We start from the raw sequence: 19242 nt of genomic DNA, 5'->3' as shown, positions 1-19242 counted from the left end.
TTGCTTTATCGATTAATTTTACTGCTTTTCCTCAGCATCTCCAACTTCGCTTGGGGCTCGAACACTATTGCCATCATCGACGACACAAATAGTGTGTTTAATATTGGCAAAAGTGGCTCTTATTTTATCGATGAAAAGCAAAACCTATCATTAGATACCATTGCATCTGACCAATACGCAAAACAATTCCGACCAATCAATCGTGATTACTTACAATTTGGATTAGTAAAAGGCAACATCTGGATTAAAACAGACATTGCCATACGAACCACCAGTAGCACACCTATTCTGCTAGAAGTCGCCTCTCCTAGACTTCAATACTTAGACATATTCTTGCCAAACCTATACGAAAATCAAGTACAAGCAGAACTTGGTGGCGCACGACCTTATAACAACAAGAAAATAAAAACACCCAACTATGTATTCTCCATTCCGGCTAACTCCCCACCGGTTTTCACCCTATATATAAAACTCGCATCTCATTTGCCTATTAATGCGCAAATTGAGCTAAAAACACTGTCTCAATTAAGCCAAGACACACAAACCGATCTAACCTTTACAGGCATTATCATTGGCATATTACTCACCCTGTTCGTGTGTAATCTGTTCTTTTTTGTCAAAACATCCCACTCGATGTATTTAATCTACTGCGTATTGCTTATTAGCATTGCCGTTTTACACCTTACTCTTCATGATCAAGTGTCTCAGTTTTTCCCAAACGTCACGAATATCCAAGAAAGGATCTACAATCTAGCTTCGCTATCTTGCTTATGTGCCATCGTATTCTTTTCTCGGCTCTACCTAGACACCAAAGATCATCTCCCCAGAATGGACAAACTACTTATTTCAGTAGGCTCTATTAATGCGATATTTATCATTCTATTTACCGTTTCTCCTGAGAAAGTAAATATTCTGATACTTTCTGCCCTAGCTGTCAGCACCCTTATTCTATTAACCGTGCACGCCATTACCGCCTTCATCAAGAACATCCCTTTTTCAACATATTACCTTGTGGCTCGATTAACGCTGCTGTTCGGTTACTTTGCATGGATTATGTCGGTCTATGGCATCATCCCAAGCATTGCATTATTTAAATGGGGTTTAACACTCACCATCATCATCGAATCAATGATTCATTTCACTGGCATGATTGCGCAAACTACGCCGCTATTACAAAGACAGGTACGAAAAGGCAAACACTCACAAACCGAGATAGCCAGCCTTTTACCCGATATATCTAGTCGCCTACGCCGTCAAATCAATATCCTTGGTGGAGGTCTGTCTCATCTTGAGCAAGCGGCAACCTCAAACGATGCCAAACTGCTTATTACGAGCAGCTTAACGGCAAATAACAACCTAAAAAACCTAATGGAACGCATTGATCTACTAAGCGACATAAAAGAAAATGCAATACCTGACCAGCCACACCCCATTCTACTTAATCAATTAATAGACAATGCCTACAACAATTTTCAGCGCTTAGATCAAGACAATACGTTAATAGAGCTCAACACCTACAAAACCAATCAGGTTGAAATTTTACAAAATGCGCCAATTTTGCAGCATTTGATAGAAAGCCTTGCACAGGAATTCAAACATTTTACTGACCAACCCCTAACTCTAAACATCACACGCCACGAAATGAATAGAGATGGCATCACTGTATTAGAACTAAGCTGCTATCCTCTTCCCACACGAATCAGTACAACGGCAGCAAACTTTGACCTTGGCATGCACTACATTACCCTCCTCTGCCAACACTTAGAGGGTGAATTACACATATCCGAGAGTGGTCGTACACGAAGCATTAACATCCAACTGCCTATTCGCACACACATTCGCCCGTTGAATAACGACATCAGCCAACAACATCATTTTGATATCATATTATTTGGTCAAGAAGACAACGAACTGCAAAAAGCGCTAACGATTTTGCAAAATCACACCAATAAAATTGAACACTTCACGACACTAGAAAGCTTATTGGATTATTTAGAATTACCGGCAAAAAGAGAGTCTGGCTCTATTATTTTGGTCTTCGATAATGGCGGTCATATCCCTCATATAACGCAACAAAGATTACTACCCTTAATGCGCAGTGAAGATCAGTGCCTACTGATTAGCAACAATGTTAAAATGTCGCTAGATTATGCTAAAAAACTTGGTTTTGATGAATTACTGGCTGGTTCCGAATTAGAGGATCACCTAGAACAAAGGATATCTCGTCTTATACAAAAAGGAGACAGACTAAAGAACACATCTTTGTCACGGATCAATCCTTTGCGCAAGACGACTTGAAGCAAAACCACTACACTTGAATAATACAAATGAAAGGAGATGATATGGACTGTTTATTTTGCAAGATAGTAAAAGGGGACATTCCGGCAACCGTTTTATTTGAAGACGATGATGTTATTGCCTTTGATGACATAATGCCTAAAGCGCCCACCCATTTCCTTGTCATCCCGAAACGTCATATTAGTACATTAAATGACCTGACTGATGAAGATGCACCAGTGGTTGGCAAGCTACAAACGACCGCAGCCAAAATAGCAAAACAGAAAGGTATCAGCGACGCAGGCTATCGGGTGGTCATGAACTGCAACGAAATGGGTGGACAAACTGTTTACCATATCCACATGCATGTACTCGGTGGCCGCGCAATGACATGGCCTCCAGGTTAATAAGGGGAAATATAATGATCTCTTTCCTAGACAAGGCCGTATTACAGTTTGATCGCGCCTTACAGACGCTTGTGCCAAGTGCGGCAAACGCCAATCGACCTTCTCCTGCGGATACACTAGAAGAAGCCGAACTGGATAAAAGCGAACGCAAGCATTCATCTGGGCTAATGCGCATAAACCATACAGGTGAAGTATGCGCACAGGCACTCTATGCAGGACAAGCCACTACAGCAAAACTTGCCAAGGTTCGCCAAGAAATGGAACACGCTGCAGACGAAGAAATCGACCATCTCGTTTGGTGTGAGCAACGTCTTTATGACTTAGGCAGTAGACCAAGTATTTTGAACCCATTGTTCTATGGGGCATCGTTTATGATTGGTGCTGGTGCAGGCCTGATTAGCGACAAACTCAGCCTAGGGTTTGTGGCAGCAACAGAGGACCAAGTTTGCATTCATCTTGAAAAACACATGGCCACCTTGCCAACACAAGATGAAAAAAGCAAAGCGGTGTTAACGCAAATGCACATAGACGAAGCCAAACATAAAGCAATGGCGCTGGAAGCAGGCGGATACGAATTTCCACAACCTATTATGGCCATCATGACTCAAGTATCCAAAGTTATGACATCGACCACTTACCGGATTTAATCATGAACAGAGATCTGCATTCTATTCGTCGTGACTACCAATTCGACGACCTTTTGGAAGAACAGGCTGGTAATAACCCACTGGATTTGTTTGACGTTTGGCTAGAGAAAGCTATTGAGTCCTGCCCTGATGACCCAACTGCAATGATATTAAGCACCGTTGGATTAGATGGTTGGCCACATTCTCGTGTAGTGTTATTGAAACAACGCAATGACACAGGGTTTTCTTTTTTCACAAACTACGACAGTGAAAAAGCCCAGCAATTGGCGCAAAACAACAAAGCCAGTATGACCTTTTTTTGGCCTGCTCTATCTCGCCAAGTTCGTATAGAAGGCACCATAGAAAAAGTATCTCGAGAAACCTCAGAAACCTACTTTGCAAGTCGTCCACGAGGAAGCCAGCTGGCAGCCAGAACGTCTAGACAAAGCGCAGTCATCCCTAGCCGTGACGCACTGCAAAAGGCATTTGATGCTGAAGAACAAGCGTTCAACAATCAAGAAGTTCCCTGCCCTGAAAACTGGGGCGGCTATGTGCTAAAGCCCCGTTTCATTGAGTTCTGGCAAGGACGACCAAGCCGACTTCATGACCGTATTTGTTATACCCAAAAAGATAACGATTGGATAAGAACTCGAAAAGCACCTTAATGATTAGCTATATTAGTTTCGACCTAACCTAATAGTTCTACTCAAAAGATAGAGAGTTATCCGCTTTGATAAATGTGCTGAATCATAAAATCAAAAGGTAACTCTCTACATTGTGTTAAGTATAAGCCCCCATCATTAGACTCAAAACAGGTTTGCTCAATATTACAGAAGAACTGTGTGACATATAAAAGCCAGTAAAGTAATGAGCAACCCTTATTAGAATACTGTTTCAGTATCTATAATATCCCCATTAACTTAATTACCGTGCTAAACGATTTATAAAACTCCTTCACCCCCCATCCCCATTTGAAAACGACTATCATAAGCACTACTATACGCAACTCACTCACTGACACTTGGTTTACCTATGACCTTAAGAACCACCTTAATGATGATGCAAGCATGCGGAGCGCTTGTTTTTTCTACTGTGATTTTTGCCGAAAATACCGCAAATGACATCACACAAGACAGTTATCTCAATGATGGAGATAACAACGTTAAGGATGGATCCAACATAGAACTTCAGACTCTTCAGGTACAAGGCCGCGCACTGTCTTACTACAAGGAAGATGAAGCAGCACTTGCTACTCGCACCGCCACGCCGATTGATGAAACGCCTCAGTCTGTTCAAGTGGTGACAGAATCCTTGATTGAAGACCAAGCCGCACGACAAATCACAGATTTGTATCGCTCAATATCTGGCATGTCGCAAAACAACGTATCCACTGTAACCTTACGCGGCTTTAGCCAAGACGAAGTCTTGTACGACGGCCTTAAAGGCGACCCATTTGGTGACTTCTCTATTCCTCAACTGTTTACCATTGAGCAAATACAAGTCCTCAAAGGCCCATCTGGCGCAATCTACGGCGCGGGTGAACCTGGCGGTGTCGTAAACTATGTGACGAAAAAACCGACGTATGAACAGAAAAACACCCTCAAAATCAGCGCGGGTAATAAAGACTTCCTAAGTGGTAGCATCGAATCCTCTGGCCCAGCCAATGAAGACGCCTCGCAACGCTACCGTGTTGGAATCTACTCCGACGGTCAAGATTCCTACCGAAACAATGTGGAAGAAGAAAACCAGATTATTGACCTTGGTTATGCTTGGGACATCGATGAAAACAACACTCTTACCGTTCAATACACAGACATTCATCAATACATTTCTGGAGCGCGTTTACGAGGTATTCCGACTGATGACAATGGTAATTTCTTAGCGGATACTTCTTGGAACAATAACGAAAAAGGTGATTACCAAGAGCTCGATGCACAAGTCTTTCAGACTCGCCTAGACCACAGCATCAACTCATGGCTGGACAGCAACCTCTCAGTTCGTTACTTCGAAAACACCGAAGCCCAGAAATATCATGAAATAAACAAACTGATAGATAGCAATAGCGATGGCGCTGCAGATACCACGCAACGACAATATCGTGACCAAGTCCGTACTCGCAAAGGCATTACGCTTGCAGGTAATTTAATCGCCGAATTAGGCGATCATACTCTGCTAGTCGGAAGCGACTATTTCCACCAGAAAAATAGCTTTCTATACAGCTATGCAAACAAAGCCGATGGCGTTTCCAATCTTAGCCTAACTAACCCTATCTACGGACAAGATGATGTTAATAGCTACACCATGCACTTAAAAACCGATGAAACCACAACAACGGATCAAATTGGTTTGTATGTTCAAGATCAATGGAAAGTAACCAATCAACTAGACTTACTCGCTGGCGCTCGCATTGACCGCTTTGAAGAAGAATACCAAGACCACACATCCAACAACGTCAAGCAAGACTACAACGACACAGGCTACTCCAGCCGAGTTGGTGCGACGTATAAAATCAATGACAACTGGAAACCTTATACGTCGTTCTCTACCGGATTCGTTCCACAAGACGCCGCAGACCAACAAAAATCAGCCGATGGCCGCTTATTTGACCCAGAAAAAAGCCAACAAATCGAAGTCGGTGTTCGCAGTTATTGGTTTAACAACCGTTTAAACGTAAACCTAGCGGCTTACCACATCACCCGTGAAAACATCCTGCAAGAAGACCCAAATGATAGCAACTTGCTGGTTTCATTTGGTAAAGTTCGCAGTCAAGGAGTTGAGCTAGATATCATGGCAGACATAACCCCTCGCTGGGTAGCCAATCTAAGTTACGCTTACAATGACGCCATCGTAAAAGAAGCCAACGACGGTATTCAATACGCCGACGGAGATCGTTTTTCTAACGCGCCTTATCACCAACTCGGTTTGTGGACACGATACGACTTCCCTAGCATAAACTCCTCTATTGCCTTTGGAGCCGATTTCGTTAGCGACCAGATAAACAGACAGGGTCAAACCGTAAAACCTTACACCGTCTACGACATGTCATGGCAGACACGATGGCAAGATTGGCGATTCCAGCTAAACATCAAAAACTTGCTTGATAAAGAATACGCTGTCAGCGGCTTCACCGAAAAAATTGGTTCATTCGTCGGTGAACGTCGTCGCGTTTACCTTTCTGCCGCGTACGATTTTTAATCAACAAAAGTGAGGAAATAAAGCCCGCCAAACCCTCCCCCACTAAAAGGCTGGGAGGTAGTGAATTTGCGACAAAGTAACAACCCCATCCTAACCTTCCCCTTAATAAGGGGAAGGGACTGGAACATGCCCTTAGCTCCTCCCCCTGCCAAGGGGGAGGTTGGGAGGGGGTTTTGCTCGTTTGATTAGTCGCCAAACACCTCATTCCAGATAGGCATTTTGACCTAGATCAAGCAGGTCTTAATTAGACGATTAATCCCGCCCTCAGAGCTTGAGTTCAATTAACACGCAGGTAAACTCCGCCCGTTTTGATCGATCGGTGAACCTCATGTCTCAAGAAAAAATCCTCATGCCAGAATTGCTCTCCCCAGCAGGTTCGTTAAAAAACCTACGTTATGCCTTCGCCTATGGCGCAGATGCTGTTTACGCAGGGCAACCGCGCTACTCTTTAAGAGTACGCAATAACGAGTTTGATTTAGAAAAGCTGGGCATTGGTATTAATGAAGCCCATGAACTGGGTAAAAAGCTGTATGTTGTCAGCAATATCGCGCCCCATAACGCGAAACTGAAAACCTACTTACAAGACCTAGCGCCAGTTATTGACCTCAAACCAGACGCGCTCATCATGTCTGATCCAGGCTTAATAATGATGGTTCGCGAAGCCTTTCCCGATCAAGCCATTCATCTGTCCGTACAAGCCAACGCGGTCAATTGGGCCACGGTGAAATTCTGGCAACAACAAGGTATTTCTCGCGTCATTTTATCTCGTGAATTGTCTCTTGATGAGATCGAAGAAATTCGCTTGAAAGTACCCGACATGGAGTTGGAAGTCTTCGTTCATGGTGCGTTGTGTATGGCCTACTCTGGCCGCTGCCTGTTATCGGGTTACATGAACAAACGCGACCCAAACCAAGGCGCTTGCACTAATGCCTGCCGATGGGAATACAACGCCCACGAAGCAACACAAGACGAAACAGGTCAGATCATTGCCAGCAGTGCAGCTTCAGTGCAAATCCAAGAACCAACAGATCAGCTATTTTTGTTACAAGAACGCGGTCGTCCAGACGAATATATGCCTGCGTTTGAAGACGAACATGGCACTTACATCATGAACTCTAAAGATTTACGCGCCATTCAACACGTTGAACGACTCGTAAAAATGGGCGTACATTCTCTAAAAGTGGAAGGTCGTACAAAGTCTTTTTATTACTGCGCCAGAACGGCACAAATCTATCGCAAAGCCATTAATGACGCCGTCGCAGGTCGCCCTTTTGATGCCAGTCTCATGAGCAGCTTAGATAACCTAGCAAACCGTGGTTACACAGATGGCTTCTTGCAACGCCATCGTCATGTGGACCTACAAAACTATGAAACAGGTAATTCCATCAGTGACAAACAGCAGTTTGTCGGTGAAGTCATTGCAACCAACGAAGACTCACTCACTATTGAAGTGAAGAACCGCTTCAGTGTTGGCGACTCATTGGAACTGATGACACCAAAAGGCAATGTCACTTTTGCATTAAGCGAACTAAATGACAAACAAGGTCGCCCTATCGACGTAGCAAAAGGCAGTGGTCATGTGGTGTCTATTCCTTGCCCGCCAGGTATTGATGCTTCCATGGGGATCCTAATGAGAAACCTATCGGAAGGACAAACCACCCGCCAGCCTCACGCCAGCGCGACGGCATAGAGACAAAGCAATGGCACTATTAATCAATGATCGATGCATAAACTGCGACATGTGCGAACCAGAATGTCCGAACGACGCCATCACCATGGGCGCCAAGATTTATGTCATTGATCCAGATAAATGCACAGAGTGCGTTGGTCACTACGACCAACCCACCTGTGTCGCCGTCTGCCCTATCGACTGCGTTAAACCCGATCCAAACAGACGCGAAACAGAAGAAGTGCTATACGAAAAGTTTGTAGAAATGTATTTTGACACCAGTGTTTAATACCTAACTAATATCAAACATATGTTAGATAGCAGGCAAGTTCTGCGCTAACCATTGTTGAAACTGTGCTTTTGGCAAAGCGCCAGATAAACGAGCCACTTCTTTGCCATGATGGAAGATCATCAAAGTCGGAATAGAACGAATATTATAACCACCAGCCGTCGTTTGGTTCTGCTCAGTATCTAACTTCAAGAAACAAGCTTTTGTCGACATCTCGCTGGCTACTTGCTCGAAAATAGGCGCGAATTGCTGACATGGTCCGCACCAAGATGCCCAAAAATCGACAACCACAGGTAAGTCATTGTCTGTGATATAACGTTTAAAATTATTATCACCGCCCATAATTGGACTGATAGAGAGAACAGGCTTTTTACACTTGCCACAAAGAGGCTTATTACCCAGCTTGTCTTTCGGCACACGGTTCTTTGTTCTGCAGCTTTGACAAACGATTTGGATCGGTGAATTGGTCATTTTGAGCCTCGTGATTACGTGCTTTCATTCATAAACAGAACGAGATTAAATCGAAATATGGCGTGTTTACCAACCTTGAAAAATAAAAAAGCGAATCATTTGATCCGCTTTTTGTCGTCTTAACTCACTCGATTCAACTCACGCCACTAAGTTATTCTTCTACATCCGCATGAGATTCGGCTTCAAAGCTTTCCACCTGCTCGAAGTTCTCCATCCAGAAATAGGAACTTACCAAGCTAAACTGGCGTGTTGTACCTTCGTCTGCAACTTGCTTAAGCTGCCAAACAAGACCCGGCGCTTCTGGGAAGTGTGTGCCTTTGATTTGGTCTTCGTATAAACGATTAATCAGCGCATCATCGCCTTGCCCATTCGCCAATAAACGCACAATGGATGAATGCAACGATTCATCAAATATCGCCATATCTTCTGCATGAGCCGCGGTTACTGTCAGCGCAAGCTCAACACCAGTAGGGTTCGCAAATATGCCATTAAAAGCTTCACGCAATAAACCATACGCATTAAAGAAACGCTCATGTAGCAGACAGTCGGCATACTCTTCCCATGAACGATCATCCACCATATCGTGGCTGACTTGGTCTATTTTGCCTTCTGCCAACTCTGGAAATAAATGCGTCATTACAGCCTTGGCGGCGTCCGCAGGCCCAAGGTCATTGAGTGACATCATGCACATCTCGCGCAGCTCTGCCGCATCCATCTTCTCTACGTCATCCTCGAAATCCATAATGCTCAAAAGAGCACGATAATCTTCGTCAGACCACGCGTTTGGAATCTTGCTAATTTTCTTAAAGGAATCGATTTGAACGGTAAACTTAGCTTGCATCGAGCACTCCTATTTGAACGCTAACATTGCAGGAAATAACACTGGTAGGCTTTGTAAGTAGCCAATATTGATCTTAATAAAGAAACAGACCGAGCAACCAATGTACAGGGAGTGGAAGCAAGATGCTATCTATCGGAAAAAATGTTTTGAGCAGTTATTACACCTGAATCAAAGTAGTAAAAAATCAGTATCCATGCGAACGACTGAGCTAAAGGCTTACAAAGCCATTTAGAATCGAGAAAGTCAGAAAATAAAAAAATTCACAAGAACGAGCAAAACCAGAGGAATGTTTTTTTACTCTCTAGGTCGTTGCTGTAGAAGTTGGACAAAAGGGAGTAAAAGCCACCCAAAGCAAACTGGAATTTAGCCTAATCAGACCAAATTCCAGACCTAATAAACGCTTAATACCCTTTAGATGGCGGAGCTTCCAAGTGCTGAGGAAGCCCATCGGTTAATTCTAACCAAGGCTGCTTAGAAGACACCCAAAAGTGCATATCTGGTTTAAACAGTGTTGAATCATCCATACTGCCGACCGTCAACCCAATAACACCAGCAGAAGCTCGTCGAGAAAACACACTTGAACCACAATGTGAACAAGACCCTCGTTCAAGCGTTTCAGAAGAATAATAGGTATTTATCGACCCAGTGATAGACACATCATCAATACGCATTAACACGCGTGCATTAAAAGCCGCACCGATAGCTTTTTGACATTCATGACAATGACACACTCGCTGATTCAACGGCTCCGCTGTTGTCTCATATCGAACCGCCTGACACAGGCAACCACCTTTAAACGTAATCATTTTATAATCCTTCTTCGTATTAGACTAACTTTGATAACGCAACTCTATTTCCATACCAATAAAAATTAAAGCTAATTTCGAAGGTATTATGCAGAACTTAGTATGACTGTCACTCATTGAACGACGAACTAAAACACCAAGGTCACCATTCCAAATGCCACGACCCCAAATAAAATAGGCAATCCCATGGATCGCGTTCGCGTCCAAACACCGTAAGTAACCAGTATCCCGACGCCAGTCGCGAACCAAGACAAGGAACCAGAATGCGTCGGCACTAAAGAAGTGCCAAACATCGCTGCGATCATGGTTGGCCCCAAAATGGTTAACCAAGTTGGCATTGAGCCAACGCCGTCCTCCGTTTGTCTTTTCGCCAAGCTTCGCTTCATCCAAACATAGGGTAAAAGACGAATTAAATAGGTACCAATGGCAATGCTAGCAAGCGCCAGCCACATAGACATTTCCATACTTATCGCTCTCCCATATCGCGCTGATTTTTCAATGCATAAAACAAAGCTGCACCACACAAAGCCGCTAACGGAATAGCGACATTGGGGTAACCTAACACTTTCAAAATAACAGCACTAACGGCAGACAAAGCGATCGTTAATGTCCACAAGCGATTATTACAGCGCGGCACAATTAAAACGAAAAACAGAGCTGGTAGTGCAAATGGCAAAACCTCATTGATTAATGGCCAACGTTGCGTCAACTCTCCACCCGCAATAGCTCCGAGTGCGGTTCCTGCAATCCAGCTTAACCAGGCTAACACCGCTGCGCCTGTGTACCAACCGATACGCGCCTGATCTGGAAGCAAAGGTAAACGAGCATGAGCCAGCGCAAAGATTTGATCGGTCAAACCATGCATTAGTGGCAACCACTTTTTATCTTGGTTTAAGTAAGGAGAGAGATTTGGCCCATAAACAACATGTCGAGCGTTGATTAGCAGTGTCATGATGACCACAAACCATAACGGCGCGCCAGAAGCCGCCATAGCGACAAAGAGAAACTGTGACGCGCCTGCATAAATAAAGGCTGAAATCAGGATAGTCTCTAACACACTAAAACCCGACTGAACGGAAATCAGACCAAACGAAATTGCCACAGGAATGTAACCGCCTAGCAGTGGAATCGCGTCTTTTACACCTTGTTTCCAAGGCGTTCCTGCAAGAGTTTGAGTTGCTGTATTCATGACTGTACCTCCTGTATGGCATCGTCCTGTTTAGTATCAGACTGTTTCGCATAGGTAATGACCATCATTAACGTCGCCCATGAGTCATCAGTTTGATAACAGTGCGGAACATCGGCCGCAAACGTATGCGCCTTGCCAATCTCTAATTCGTGCAGATCATTACTTTCACCCGCCAACAATTTTCCGCTGATCAAGGTAACGGTTTCCGTCGTGCCAGCAATATGCGGCTCTGACTGCTTAACCGTATTTGGTGCACAAGACATCCAATACACATCGACCCGTGGATTCCCCTCACTTTGATCGATCAACCTAACCTGCACACCGTTTTCACCCAGTGGCGACTCCACACTGGCAATAAGATCACCAAAAGGAGCATCCAGTTGAACCGCCAAACGCCAAATGGTTTCTATCGTTGGATTGCCCTCACCCTGCTCAATACGAGACAAATTAGACTTCGCCAGCCCAGCATCCAGCGCCAACTGAGACAAAGACAGCCCCTTTGCCATACGCAACGTTTGTATAGTTCGACCTAACGAACCGAGAATAGGTTTATTCATAGTGCATCTCAAATTGTTCTTTATATAGAACGTTCTATATAAAGAACGGATGGATGTCAATGAAATTATGGGAAATGGAGTGGGTTGAGGGGTGGAAACGAGCTCATCAGCTAATGCTGTCATGAGTAATTAGCGTTAGCTTAGTTCTGAGAATGGGAAGAGATGGCCTTGATTGACAAGTGCTTAATCCAATGTGACCATACTCTTCAATTGTTTTAAGGTAATGTAGATCAGAATCTTAATTTAGCGCCTGCTTAAGCGGACAAAAATAGTTGATTTTAATGTGGAGCAAGGCGAGCCAAGCCAAACTTTATTTTTCCTATTGACGCGCCTGTTATATGCTATGGCACCAAATCCTAAACATGGAAATTTAGACTTGAGCATACAAACTAAAATTAAACAATTTATTCAAAGGTACAACGCCACAATTTTTGTTATTACTAAGTTGTTTTTTTTAATTTGGACTGTATCGTTAGCAGGTGCATTGGATCAGCTTAAATCACAACTAGCTCAGAAATATTATGACCACCTAGCAGTTTATATTATTTTCTGGATATTAATAACTTGCGCTGGCTTGCTTTTCATTGAATTTTGGAAGGTTAAAAATTTAAAAGAAATAGAAGTAATTTTAGAAAAAATACATCTTGGGGTTGTATACCCACTAATGTTTATTCACTTATTTATGATACTTATAATTGTATTATTTGTTGTAAGATATGACACTGCGGCACTCGTATTGATGGGATCAATAATTGTTTTTTGTGGCCTAGGTCTAAGTTGGTGGAACCACTTTAAAAAAATTAAAGTAATAGACAGTGTGAAGAGCAGTTTCACCACCAATTAGCAAATAATGCTGCATTCTGCGGCAAATTTGGAACACAGCGGAAAACCACTCTGACAACATGCCTTTGTTATATGCTACGTTTGTATATTTCAACCCAACGAGCCAAGAACATGTTCATTCATAGTACATTTCAGATTGTTCTTTATATAGAGCAATCTATGTAAAAAAACGGATGGATGTCAATAGAATTGTGGGAATGGGAGTTAGCTACAAGGAATGGCTCCACGTCTGTTAGTAGAGTATTTTACAACCTAGCTTTTACCATCTCTGTGATCGTGTATGCAAAAAATGCTAAAAATAATGAATTTAAAATAATCATAACTTGTAAAAATGCATGAACTATTTTCGACTCCTTATTTTTAGTTAATTTTAAACACATATCCATGCAAGTAGAACCAATACTATATGCGACCAATAACATTGAGATCCAATAAACAACACCTATTAATTGTGAATCTAATTTCTCTTTTGATATATTTAATATTGCACACACGCTTAACCAGCCCAACCATTTAAACCATAGCTCAGTCAATTGAAAGCTGACTGACTTATTAAATATTTCCATTATCTATAAACTCACCTATAAAAAACTTAAAAGAACACACATCTTACTTTGATCTAAAAATCATTATCACTAAGCAATGAGTAGTTATTTTATACTGAAATAATCTCTTAATTTCCACCAGAGAAAAGTGCAATATTAACTTATACTTTCCAGAAGATAATCACAAATCATAATTTTCTTTCTGAATAAATAAAAATCCGTAACGGAGTAAGCGTCACAAATTAACATAAAATTTTTTATCTACTACTTCAAGGTTCATAATTAAATAATGATCTACCTACCTGTACTGTCAAAAGCTCTCTAGATAGCGATACAATTTAGGTGTTAATATTTATAAATTTAACAAAGTTTTCACAGTCAATTTCATAACGACCTGTAAAAATAAAAAAATAATTAATTTTATATTTTGCCACTTTAAAAATTCCTAAAGTTTAGACTTCAAAACCATATAATACCTTATAAGTATGTATTTTTCATCTAACCCTAAATTACGAGATTACACATTATAAGGTTTAATTTTACTCTGACCCTAATTCTTACATTATAAGGTTTAATTTTACTCTGACCCTAATTCTTAAAAAATGATCAAGTGACAAGGAGGTATCACAAATAAGGTCCATTCCTGAGCAGATAAAATTCCAATCTCTTCCATCATTCAATTTCAGTGAGCGCTTAGCATAGTCAGAGAAAGACTTTTCTTCCTTTGGGCTCTTGGCAAGTCGCCCATTAACAAGATCACGAAAGAAATCCACATGATCATATAGTGCTTTTGCTTTGAGACTATGCACGTACACTCCTTGAAATTTAACACCTTACAGCAGGGGCTGTAGCACGCTGAGCGAAAGTCCCTCTGGCTGGCCTTGTTCAATGATTACCTACGCATGCCCATAGACGGGCTGCTGGGTTCTTTACTTTGTATCATTTTTTCAGCGCGCTGTTCTGCTAAATTCAGGGACTGACTTAATTCTTTGATGTCATCAAACACAACCATGGACTTAATTCCATCCTTATCGATTGATATAGCCATTCCGCCGCATGTACCACCAGTGCTTGAAGCCAGTTTGTCTATGTAATATTTAAACTCGGATTCATTAACTCCAATTTGAGTGTTGCTGCTATCAACATACTTAGAGCTAAAGTCTTTATTCCCTAAAACAACACAGTCTTTGTTGTTTTTATAAAGATCGATATATGGACAGAACGCAAGTGTTGATGCCCCATTATCATACCTTGCCGCATATGATAAAAAGTGACACTTTTTCGAAATTGCTTGAAACTCTACGTCGTCTGCATCAAGAAGCTTACGTAGATCTTTTTTACTCTTTTTTTCGAACTCTCCCGGAATCCCTGATGAATCTCTCTTAAATTCAACAATTATATTTTTTCCTCCAATGGAGGTGAGGAGATCTCCTATTAGACGTTCTCCAGATGTAACTTGTTGGTATAGATCTATAGAAACTGAGGCAAGATCGCCTTTACTTGCATTCCTAAATAGATACCCTAAAGAGAAAATAAAAGAGCTAATATATACATTTTCATATGTTGGACGCATGTAATTTCCTTGCTTAGATCATTGAACGCCGTTTTAAGCGGCTAAAAATAGTTAGCTACAATTTGTGAGGTACGAAAAAAGCCAACTGTTTTTTGTCCGGCTTGAAAACTCTTGTTAGCTCACAGCAGATATTTGTGAACTCAAGTTATTTAATGGAGAGAATTCTTTTAAGAATGATTCATTAAAGTACGATACAAGCTCTTTCGCAGAACTATACATTTCTCGTGCTTTTTCAATTGAACAGCTCTCTTGCCAACTTGCAGTTACTGTTGGCACTGATTTTGAAATTTCACTAGCTAGATCTTTCGTAAAAGATTCAGAAACATTTTCGGTCCTGCCATGAGCAAGAGCATTTCTAGCATTAAAAAGTTGCGTAAATTGTTGTAAAAACTTATCGCGTTTAGATCGCTCTACGTTAGAAGCCTCTAATAAAGCCTTTAACTTATTTTTAGTTGATAACTTATACTTTTTATCTAATTCGTAAAATGACAAAGCTCGATTGAAATCAAGTTCAAACTCTTCACGCTTTGCCTTTCTTAAAGAGGAAGTTAGTGATTTTATAATTATTTCCGCTTGATTTTTGTAGCCTAGATTTTCAGCTAAATTAACATGAAGAGATAGGTCATTTTTTGGTAGTTCCCTGAGCTTCTTATCAATTTCTAAAGGATTATTATCATCTAAAAATGAATTAGCTCTGGATTCATAATCACATATTTTTTCACAAAGGTAATTTAAATAACTTTCCACCATAAATGCAGTTAAAGCAACACTAGTTAAGCCCGCGAATATATCCCCAAAATTATCAGCTTGTAACGTACTTTCTACTGATGCTGAAAAATATGCGTGAGCATAAACTGTACCTTCCGATTGTCCCGACAAAATTTGGACTCCAGTGTAATTAAGTGAGCTAACAATTAAGGGTTATACGGCAGCGTAGCTGCGGTTATAACCCACTGTTGAACGGCTGCGTTGTCTATATAGGGGATTTGCTTTTTTCATGGTAGGACTTCCCTGTTAAATAAATCGCTAAACACCAAAGACTGTTTGGAGGGTTCCTCTTCAGATGGCCTTTGATCGCCGCTATGTTGATTATTTATTTGTTCTTTTGTAGCGTGATTTCATCAGCAAGGCAAGCCATTCCCTCAGGCTTTATGACATGACCCGCTTTCAACGGTGCTCCTATATCACAAAAAGCGGTCATACTTCCGTTATCAAGCCTTACAAAAAAACAGCATTATTAATACTCAATCCCGATTACGCGGCTTTATGGAGTGTCTTAGATATTGGGGTCAGATGAAAATAAATTTTCAAGACGCTTGATATTGTTCAGCACGGTAAAATTTCATAATTCCTCAAGTCATATTAGCGAACGCTATTAAGAACTCATTACCAGATATCTATGAACCACTTTATCACCCAAAGCCAGCTCAGAACTTAACTCGCCGCCATTCGCAATAATCGTATTGGCCGATGCGGAGTTATCTTTATAGCAGTGAATATGAACAGCACTTACGTCCATAGCATTAAGCTTTGCTATCGACAGCTTCATTAACAACTTACCCAAACCTTTGCCTCGATAAGACGGACGAATGCCTAGCCCAATATGACCACCACACTCTTCTATAGCGTTATTTAGGTAATGACGTAAATTAGTCACACCAAGCAACTGATCGCCTTCAACCAGCCACAAGGTTGTACTTGGCACAAAACCGTCAGGTAGATTTATACCCAAGGAAAAATCAGACAACTTAACTAAAAGTGCATCAAAATCTTGATGATCAAAACCCATAGGAAAAGGGTAACGAACTTCATCACCCAACTCTTCGATGTACTCGTTATAACTTTGGATACATTTTGAAGATGGTAAGACTAAATCCATTTTGTCTCCAGTTTGATGTGGAATGCTGGGATTCTTAGAGTTGTTTGGGACGGATAAAACTCTATCTCCAAAACTGCCACCGCTTCTTATGGCTAAATCTACTTTTGCCAAATGCGATACGTATAATCTAAGTTTGAACTAAATCGTTGTTTGAATACTTCACTATAGCCATCAGGAACTTGAGGAAAAAACACATCACCGTCAATATCTGTATGGACTGTCGATATGTGCAATGTATCAGCACGATGGATAAGTGCTTTATAAATTTCTCCGCCGCCAGACACGAATGCATGGTCGGTAACATTTTTCAGTGTAGATAATGCATTATCAATTGATGAAAAATAGAATACATCTTTATCGTCTGATTTTAACTCAGAGCGAGTAATTACCGCATACTTTCTATTTGGGAGCTTCCCCATAGACTCAAAAGTCTTTCTACCAACAATTAACCATTGATTATATGTCATAGCTTTAAACAGCAACTGCTCACCTTTAACAGACCAAGGTATATCTAAGCCTGAGCCTATTACACCATTTTCAGATACTGCTGCGATTAACGATAATTTCATACGACTCCAGTGAGGGTTAACGCTCGGCACACGTGCCGATTTGAAGCCGCAGCGCGGCGGAAAAGCGGTCACCGTGCCGCAGCTTGTTAGGCATTTGTTACTTTGTTTCGTGGGATAAATCGCAGCTCTATATTTGCAGGGCATTTTTCTACTCTACGCTTCCAGAACCTCTCTACTCTCGCAAGCTCCGATTCTTCAAAGTAGTAAACAACAGCAATAATTAACTTAAAGTTAGATTCAAAAAATTTGTCTGCTACAACTGCGTTATACAAAAGCCTGTCGATCATGCCAAAACCATGACTTAAGCTTCTGATTGCTTTTACTTCAAGAAATGTAGCCTTGCCACTTAGCATCTGTAGAAATGCATCAAACTGCGCTTCAGTACCCCCAATACCAACATTCTCGTCAGCTTTAACATTAAATTCCGATGAGATAGATTTAATAACAGCCTTCTCAATATCTCTCAGCTCCTCTCGAAAACGTCTGTGTTCTTCTTGTCGAGATTCACTCTCGTCCTTTTCGCTAGAATTATTAACAGCAGCGCTAGTATTTCTAGTTGAATTCGGGAGAGTTTGATCGTCAGGTGTTGAGTCATCACCGAGGGATTCCTTAACTTCCTTATCTAGTCTCTTCTCCTGCTCCTCCGGGGTTAATGTTCTTAAGAATGATTTGTCATCCTTAAAGTCCCCCGGGGCGTACAACTTACCATGGTGCTTAGTGACCAGTTTATAGAACGTAATCAAAACCATGATAGGAAACGCAACAATAAAAAATATCAGAGGCCATCTTTCTGCCACTGTCAATTTTTCGGCTGCGGAGTCAAGGAGCAGGCTCGCGAAGCCATAAATAAGTGATATAAATAGAGCAATAATTCCTAGCGGGTTTCTCGCAAAATCCTTTGCGCCTTTTAAAAAATCCATGAACTCTCCGATTTAAATGAGTGCCAACGCCAAAATCAGCCGCCGCATACGCGGTCGGCTGAATTTTCTTGTTAGCTGCTATGGCCAGCCTAAAAATCCTTTTTTGCCATTTGCACAATATCTATCTTTCATTATCTTATTGCACTTGGCACTCCACACTTTACCACTACCACATAGATGCTCCTTTCTGTCGCAGCCATTGCTAGTATTGTTATTTTGATATTGCCATTTATTTCCCCCTTTATGGACGGGAGTATGACCAATATAGCACGGGTAATTATTTGCAAGAGAACCCCCCTCTTTTTCTAGCTCCTCACCCATGTCTTTACATACTCCCTTACAGTCCCCGTCTTTATCTTCAGCAGATTCATAAAGAGTCAAAAGCTCTTTCGTTATATAACTAACATCCACCTCTCCAGATGACTCTGCAAAGCCATATTCAACTAGTGCCTGCTTAGTGTCCTCTTTTGCTTGTTCTACATCTTTATCAGTAATACTCATAGTTTTCTCCATTTTTACTTTAGGTGATCCTTCACTACAAACTACGAAGGGGTGGTACAGCTAACGCCCGCATTTGCGGCTGGTT

General features: G+C 41.5%; 21 protein-coding genes. 8 read left to right on the top strand and 13 right to left on the bottom strand.

Annotation, left to right across the window (positions count from 1 at the left end; translation table 11 throughout):
- The 7 genes from KDW99_RS06720 to KDW99_RS06690 all read left to right on the top strand — a co-directional run bounded on the left by KDW99_RS06720 (position 1) and on the right by KDW99_RS06690 (position 8463).
- Entirely contained in the window at positions 1–2298 is a 2298-nt protein-coding gene (locus KDW99_RS06720; RefSeq protein WP_255828524.1) for a 7TMR-DISM family protein, read from the top strand.
- Between the two features lie 44 nt (positions 2299–2342).
- On the top strand, positions 2343–2684 hold the full coding sequence (locus tag KDW99_RS06715) for a histidine triad nucleotide-binding protein (protein ID WP_255828523.1): 342 nt from the start codon (positions 2343–2345) through the stop codon (positions 2682–2684).
- A gap of 14 nt (positions 2685–2698) precedes the next feature.
- Entirely contained in the window at positions 2699–3331 is a 633-nt protein-coding gene (coq7, locus tag KDW99_RS06710; protein WP_255828522.1) for a 2-polyprenyl-3-methyl-6-methoxy-1,4-benzoquinone monooxygenase, read from the top strand.
- Between the two features lie 2 nt (positions 3332–3333).
- Positions 3334–3975 carry a pyridoxamine 5'-phosphate oxidase gene (gene pdxH, locus KDW99_RS06705; RefSeq protein ID WP_255828521.1) on the top strand — a complete coding sequence of 214 codons (642 nt, stop codon included), beginning with the start codon at positions 3334–3336 and terminating at the stop codon, positions 3973–3975.
- A gap of 367 nt (positions 3976–4342) precedes the next feature.
- The gene (locus KDW99_RS06700) at positions 4343–6505 is read left to right on the top strand and encodes a TonB-dependent siderophore receptor (protein WP_255828520.1); all 2163 of its coding nucleotides are present in this window, start codon (positions 4343–4345) and stop codon (positions 6503–6505) included.
- Positions 6506–6833: 328 nt separating this feature from the next.
- The gene (trhP, locus tag KDW99_RS06695) at positions 6834–8195 is read left to right on the top strand and encodes a prephenate-dependent tRNA uridine(34) hydroxylase TrhP (RefSeq protein WP_255828519.1); all 1362 of its coding nucleotides are present in this window, start codon (positions 6834–6836) and stop codon (positions 8193–8195) included.
- Positions 8196–8205: 10 nt separating this feature from the next.
- Entirely contained in the window at positions 8206–8463 is a 258-nt protein-coding gene (locus KDW99_RS06690) for a YfhL family 4Fe-4S dicluster ferredoxin (RefSeq protein ID WP_255828518.1), read from the top strand.
- A 24-nt stretch (positions 8464–8487) separates the two neighbouring features.
- Here KDW99_RS06690 and trxC read toward each other — a convergent pair whose 3' ends face one another.
- The 6 genes from trxC to KDW99_RS06660 form a co-directional block, all read right to left on the bottom strand.
- Positions 8488–8934: a thioredoxin TrxC gene (gene trxC / locus KDW99_RS06685; protein WP_255828517.1), complete on the bottom strand. Its 447-nt coding sequence runs from the start codon at positions 8932–8934 to the stop codon at positions 8488–8490.
- A gap of 151 nt (positions 8935–9085) precedes the next feature.
- Positions 9086–9775 (bottom strand): hypothetical protein, encoded by a 690-nt coding sequence (locus KDW99_RS06680; RefSeq protein ID WP_255828516.1) that lies wholly within the window; start codon positions 9773–9775, stop codon positions 9086–9088.
- 401 nt (positions 9776–10176) lie between these two features.
- Complete coding sequence (locus KDW99_RS06675; protein WP_255828515.1) at positions 10177–10581, bottom strand: GFA family protein; 405 nt, start codon at positions 10579–10581, stop codon at positions 10177–10179.
- Between the two features lie 128 nt (positions 10582–10709).
- Positions 10710–11045 carry an AzlD domain-containing protein gene (locus KDW99_RS06670; protein ID WP_255828514.1) on the bottom strand — a complete coding sequence of 112 codons (336 nt, stop codon included), beginning with the start codon at positions 11043–11045 and terminating at the stop codon, positions 10710–10712.
- A gap of 2 nt (positions 11046–11047) precedes the next feature.
- Positions 11048–11770: an AzlC family ABC transporter permease gene (locus KDW99_RS06665; protein WP_255828513.1), complete on the bottom strand. Its 723-nt coding sequence runs from the start codon at positions 11768–11770 to the stop codon at positions 11048–11050.
- Complete coding sequence (locus KDW99_RS06660) at positions 11767–12327, bottom strand: helix-turn-helix domain-containing protein (protein ID WP_255828512.1); 561 nt, start codon at positions 12325–12327, stop codon at positions 11767–11769. The genes KDW99_RS06665 and KDW99_RS06660 overlap by 4 nt, the downstream gene beginning before the upstream one ends.
- Before the next feature lie 283 nt (positions 12328–12610).
- On the opposite strand from KDW99_RS06660, the gene KDW99_RS06655 reads away from it, so the two are divergent.
- On the top strand, positions 12611–13171 hold the full coding sequence (locus KDW99_RS06655; protein WP_255828511.1) for a hypothetical protein: 561 nt from the start codon (positions 12611–12613) through the stop codon (positions 13169–13171).
- A gap of 244 nt (positions 13172–13415) precedes the next feature.
- Here the strand turns inward: KDW99_RS06655 and KDW99_RS06650 are convergent, their stop codons facing one another.
- From KDW99_RS06650 to KDW99_RS06620, 7 genes are all read right to left on the bottom strand, one after another.
- Positions 13416–13736 (bottom strand): hypothetical protein, encoded by a 321-nt coding sequence (locus tag KDW99_RS06650; protein ID WP_255828510.1) that lies wholly within the window; start codon positions 13734–13736, stop codon positions 13416–13418.
- An 871-nt stretch (positions 13737–14607) separates the two neighbouring features.
- Positions 14608–15288: a hypothetical protein gene (locus KDW99_RS06645; RefSeq protein ID WP_255828509.1), complete on the bottom strand. Its 681-nt coding sequence runs from the start codon at positions 15286–15288 to the stop codon at positions 14608–14610.
- Between the two features lie 114 nt (positions 15289–15402).
- The gene (locus KDW99_RS06640) at positions 15403–16167 is read right to left on the bottom strand and encodes a hypothetical protein (protein ID WP_255828508.1); all 765 of its coding nucleotides are present in this window, start codon (positions 16165–16167) and stop codon (positions 15403–15405) included.
- 496 nt (positions 16168–16663) lie between these two features.
- On the bottom strand, positions 16664–17167 hold the full coding sequence (locus tag KDW99_RS06635; RefSeq protein ID WP_255828506.1) for a GNAT family N-acetyltransferase: 504 nt from the start codon (positions 17165–17167) through the stop codon (positions 16664–16666).
- A 98-nt stretch (positions 17168–17265) separates the two neighbouring features.
- Positions 17266–17736 carry a trimethoprim-resistant dihydrofolate reductase DfrA gene (gene dfrA / locus KDW99_RS06630; RefSeq protein WP_255828505.1) on the bottom strand — a complete coding sequence of 157 codons (471 nt, stop codon included), beginning with the start codon at positions 17734–17736 and terminating at the stop codon, positions 17266–17268.
- Between the two features lie 86 nt (positions 17737–17822).
- Positions 17823–18656 (bottom strand): hypothetical protein, encoded by an 834-nt coding sequence (locus KDW99_RS06625; protein WP_255828504.1) that lies wholly within the window; start codon positions 18654–18656, stop codon positions 17823–17825.
- Between the two features lie 78 nt (positions 18657–18734).
- Entirely contained in the window at positions 18735–19157 is a 423-nt protein-coding gene (locus tag KDW99_RS06620) for a hypothetical protein (protein WP_255828503.1), read from the bottom strand.
- Positions 19158–19242 lie beyond the last annotated feature (85 nt).

Source organism: Marinomonas rhizomae (assembly GCF_024397855.1).
GTDB classification, from domain to species: domain Bacteria; phylum Pseudomonadota; class Gammaproteobacteria; order Pseudomonadales; family Marinomonadaceae; genus Marinomonas; species Marinomonas rhizomae_A.
Note: the sequence above shows the minus strand (reverse complement) of the source record. Positions and strands in the feature narration are given on the sequence as shown.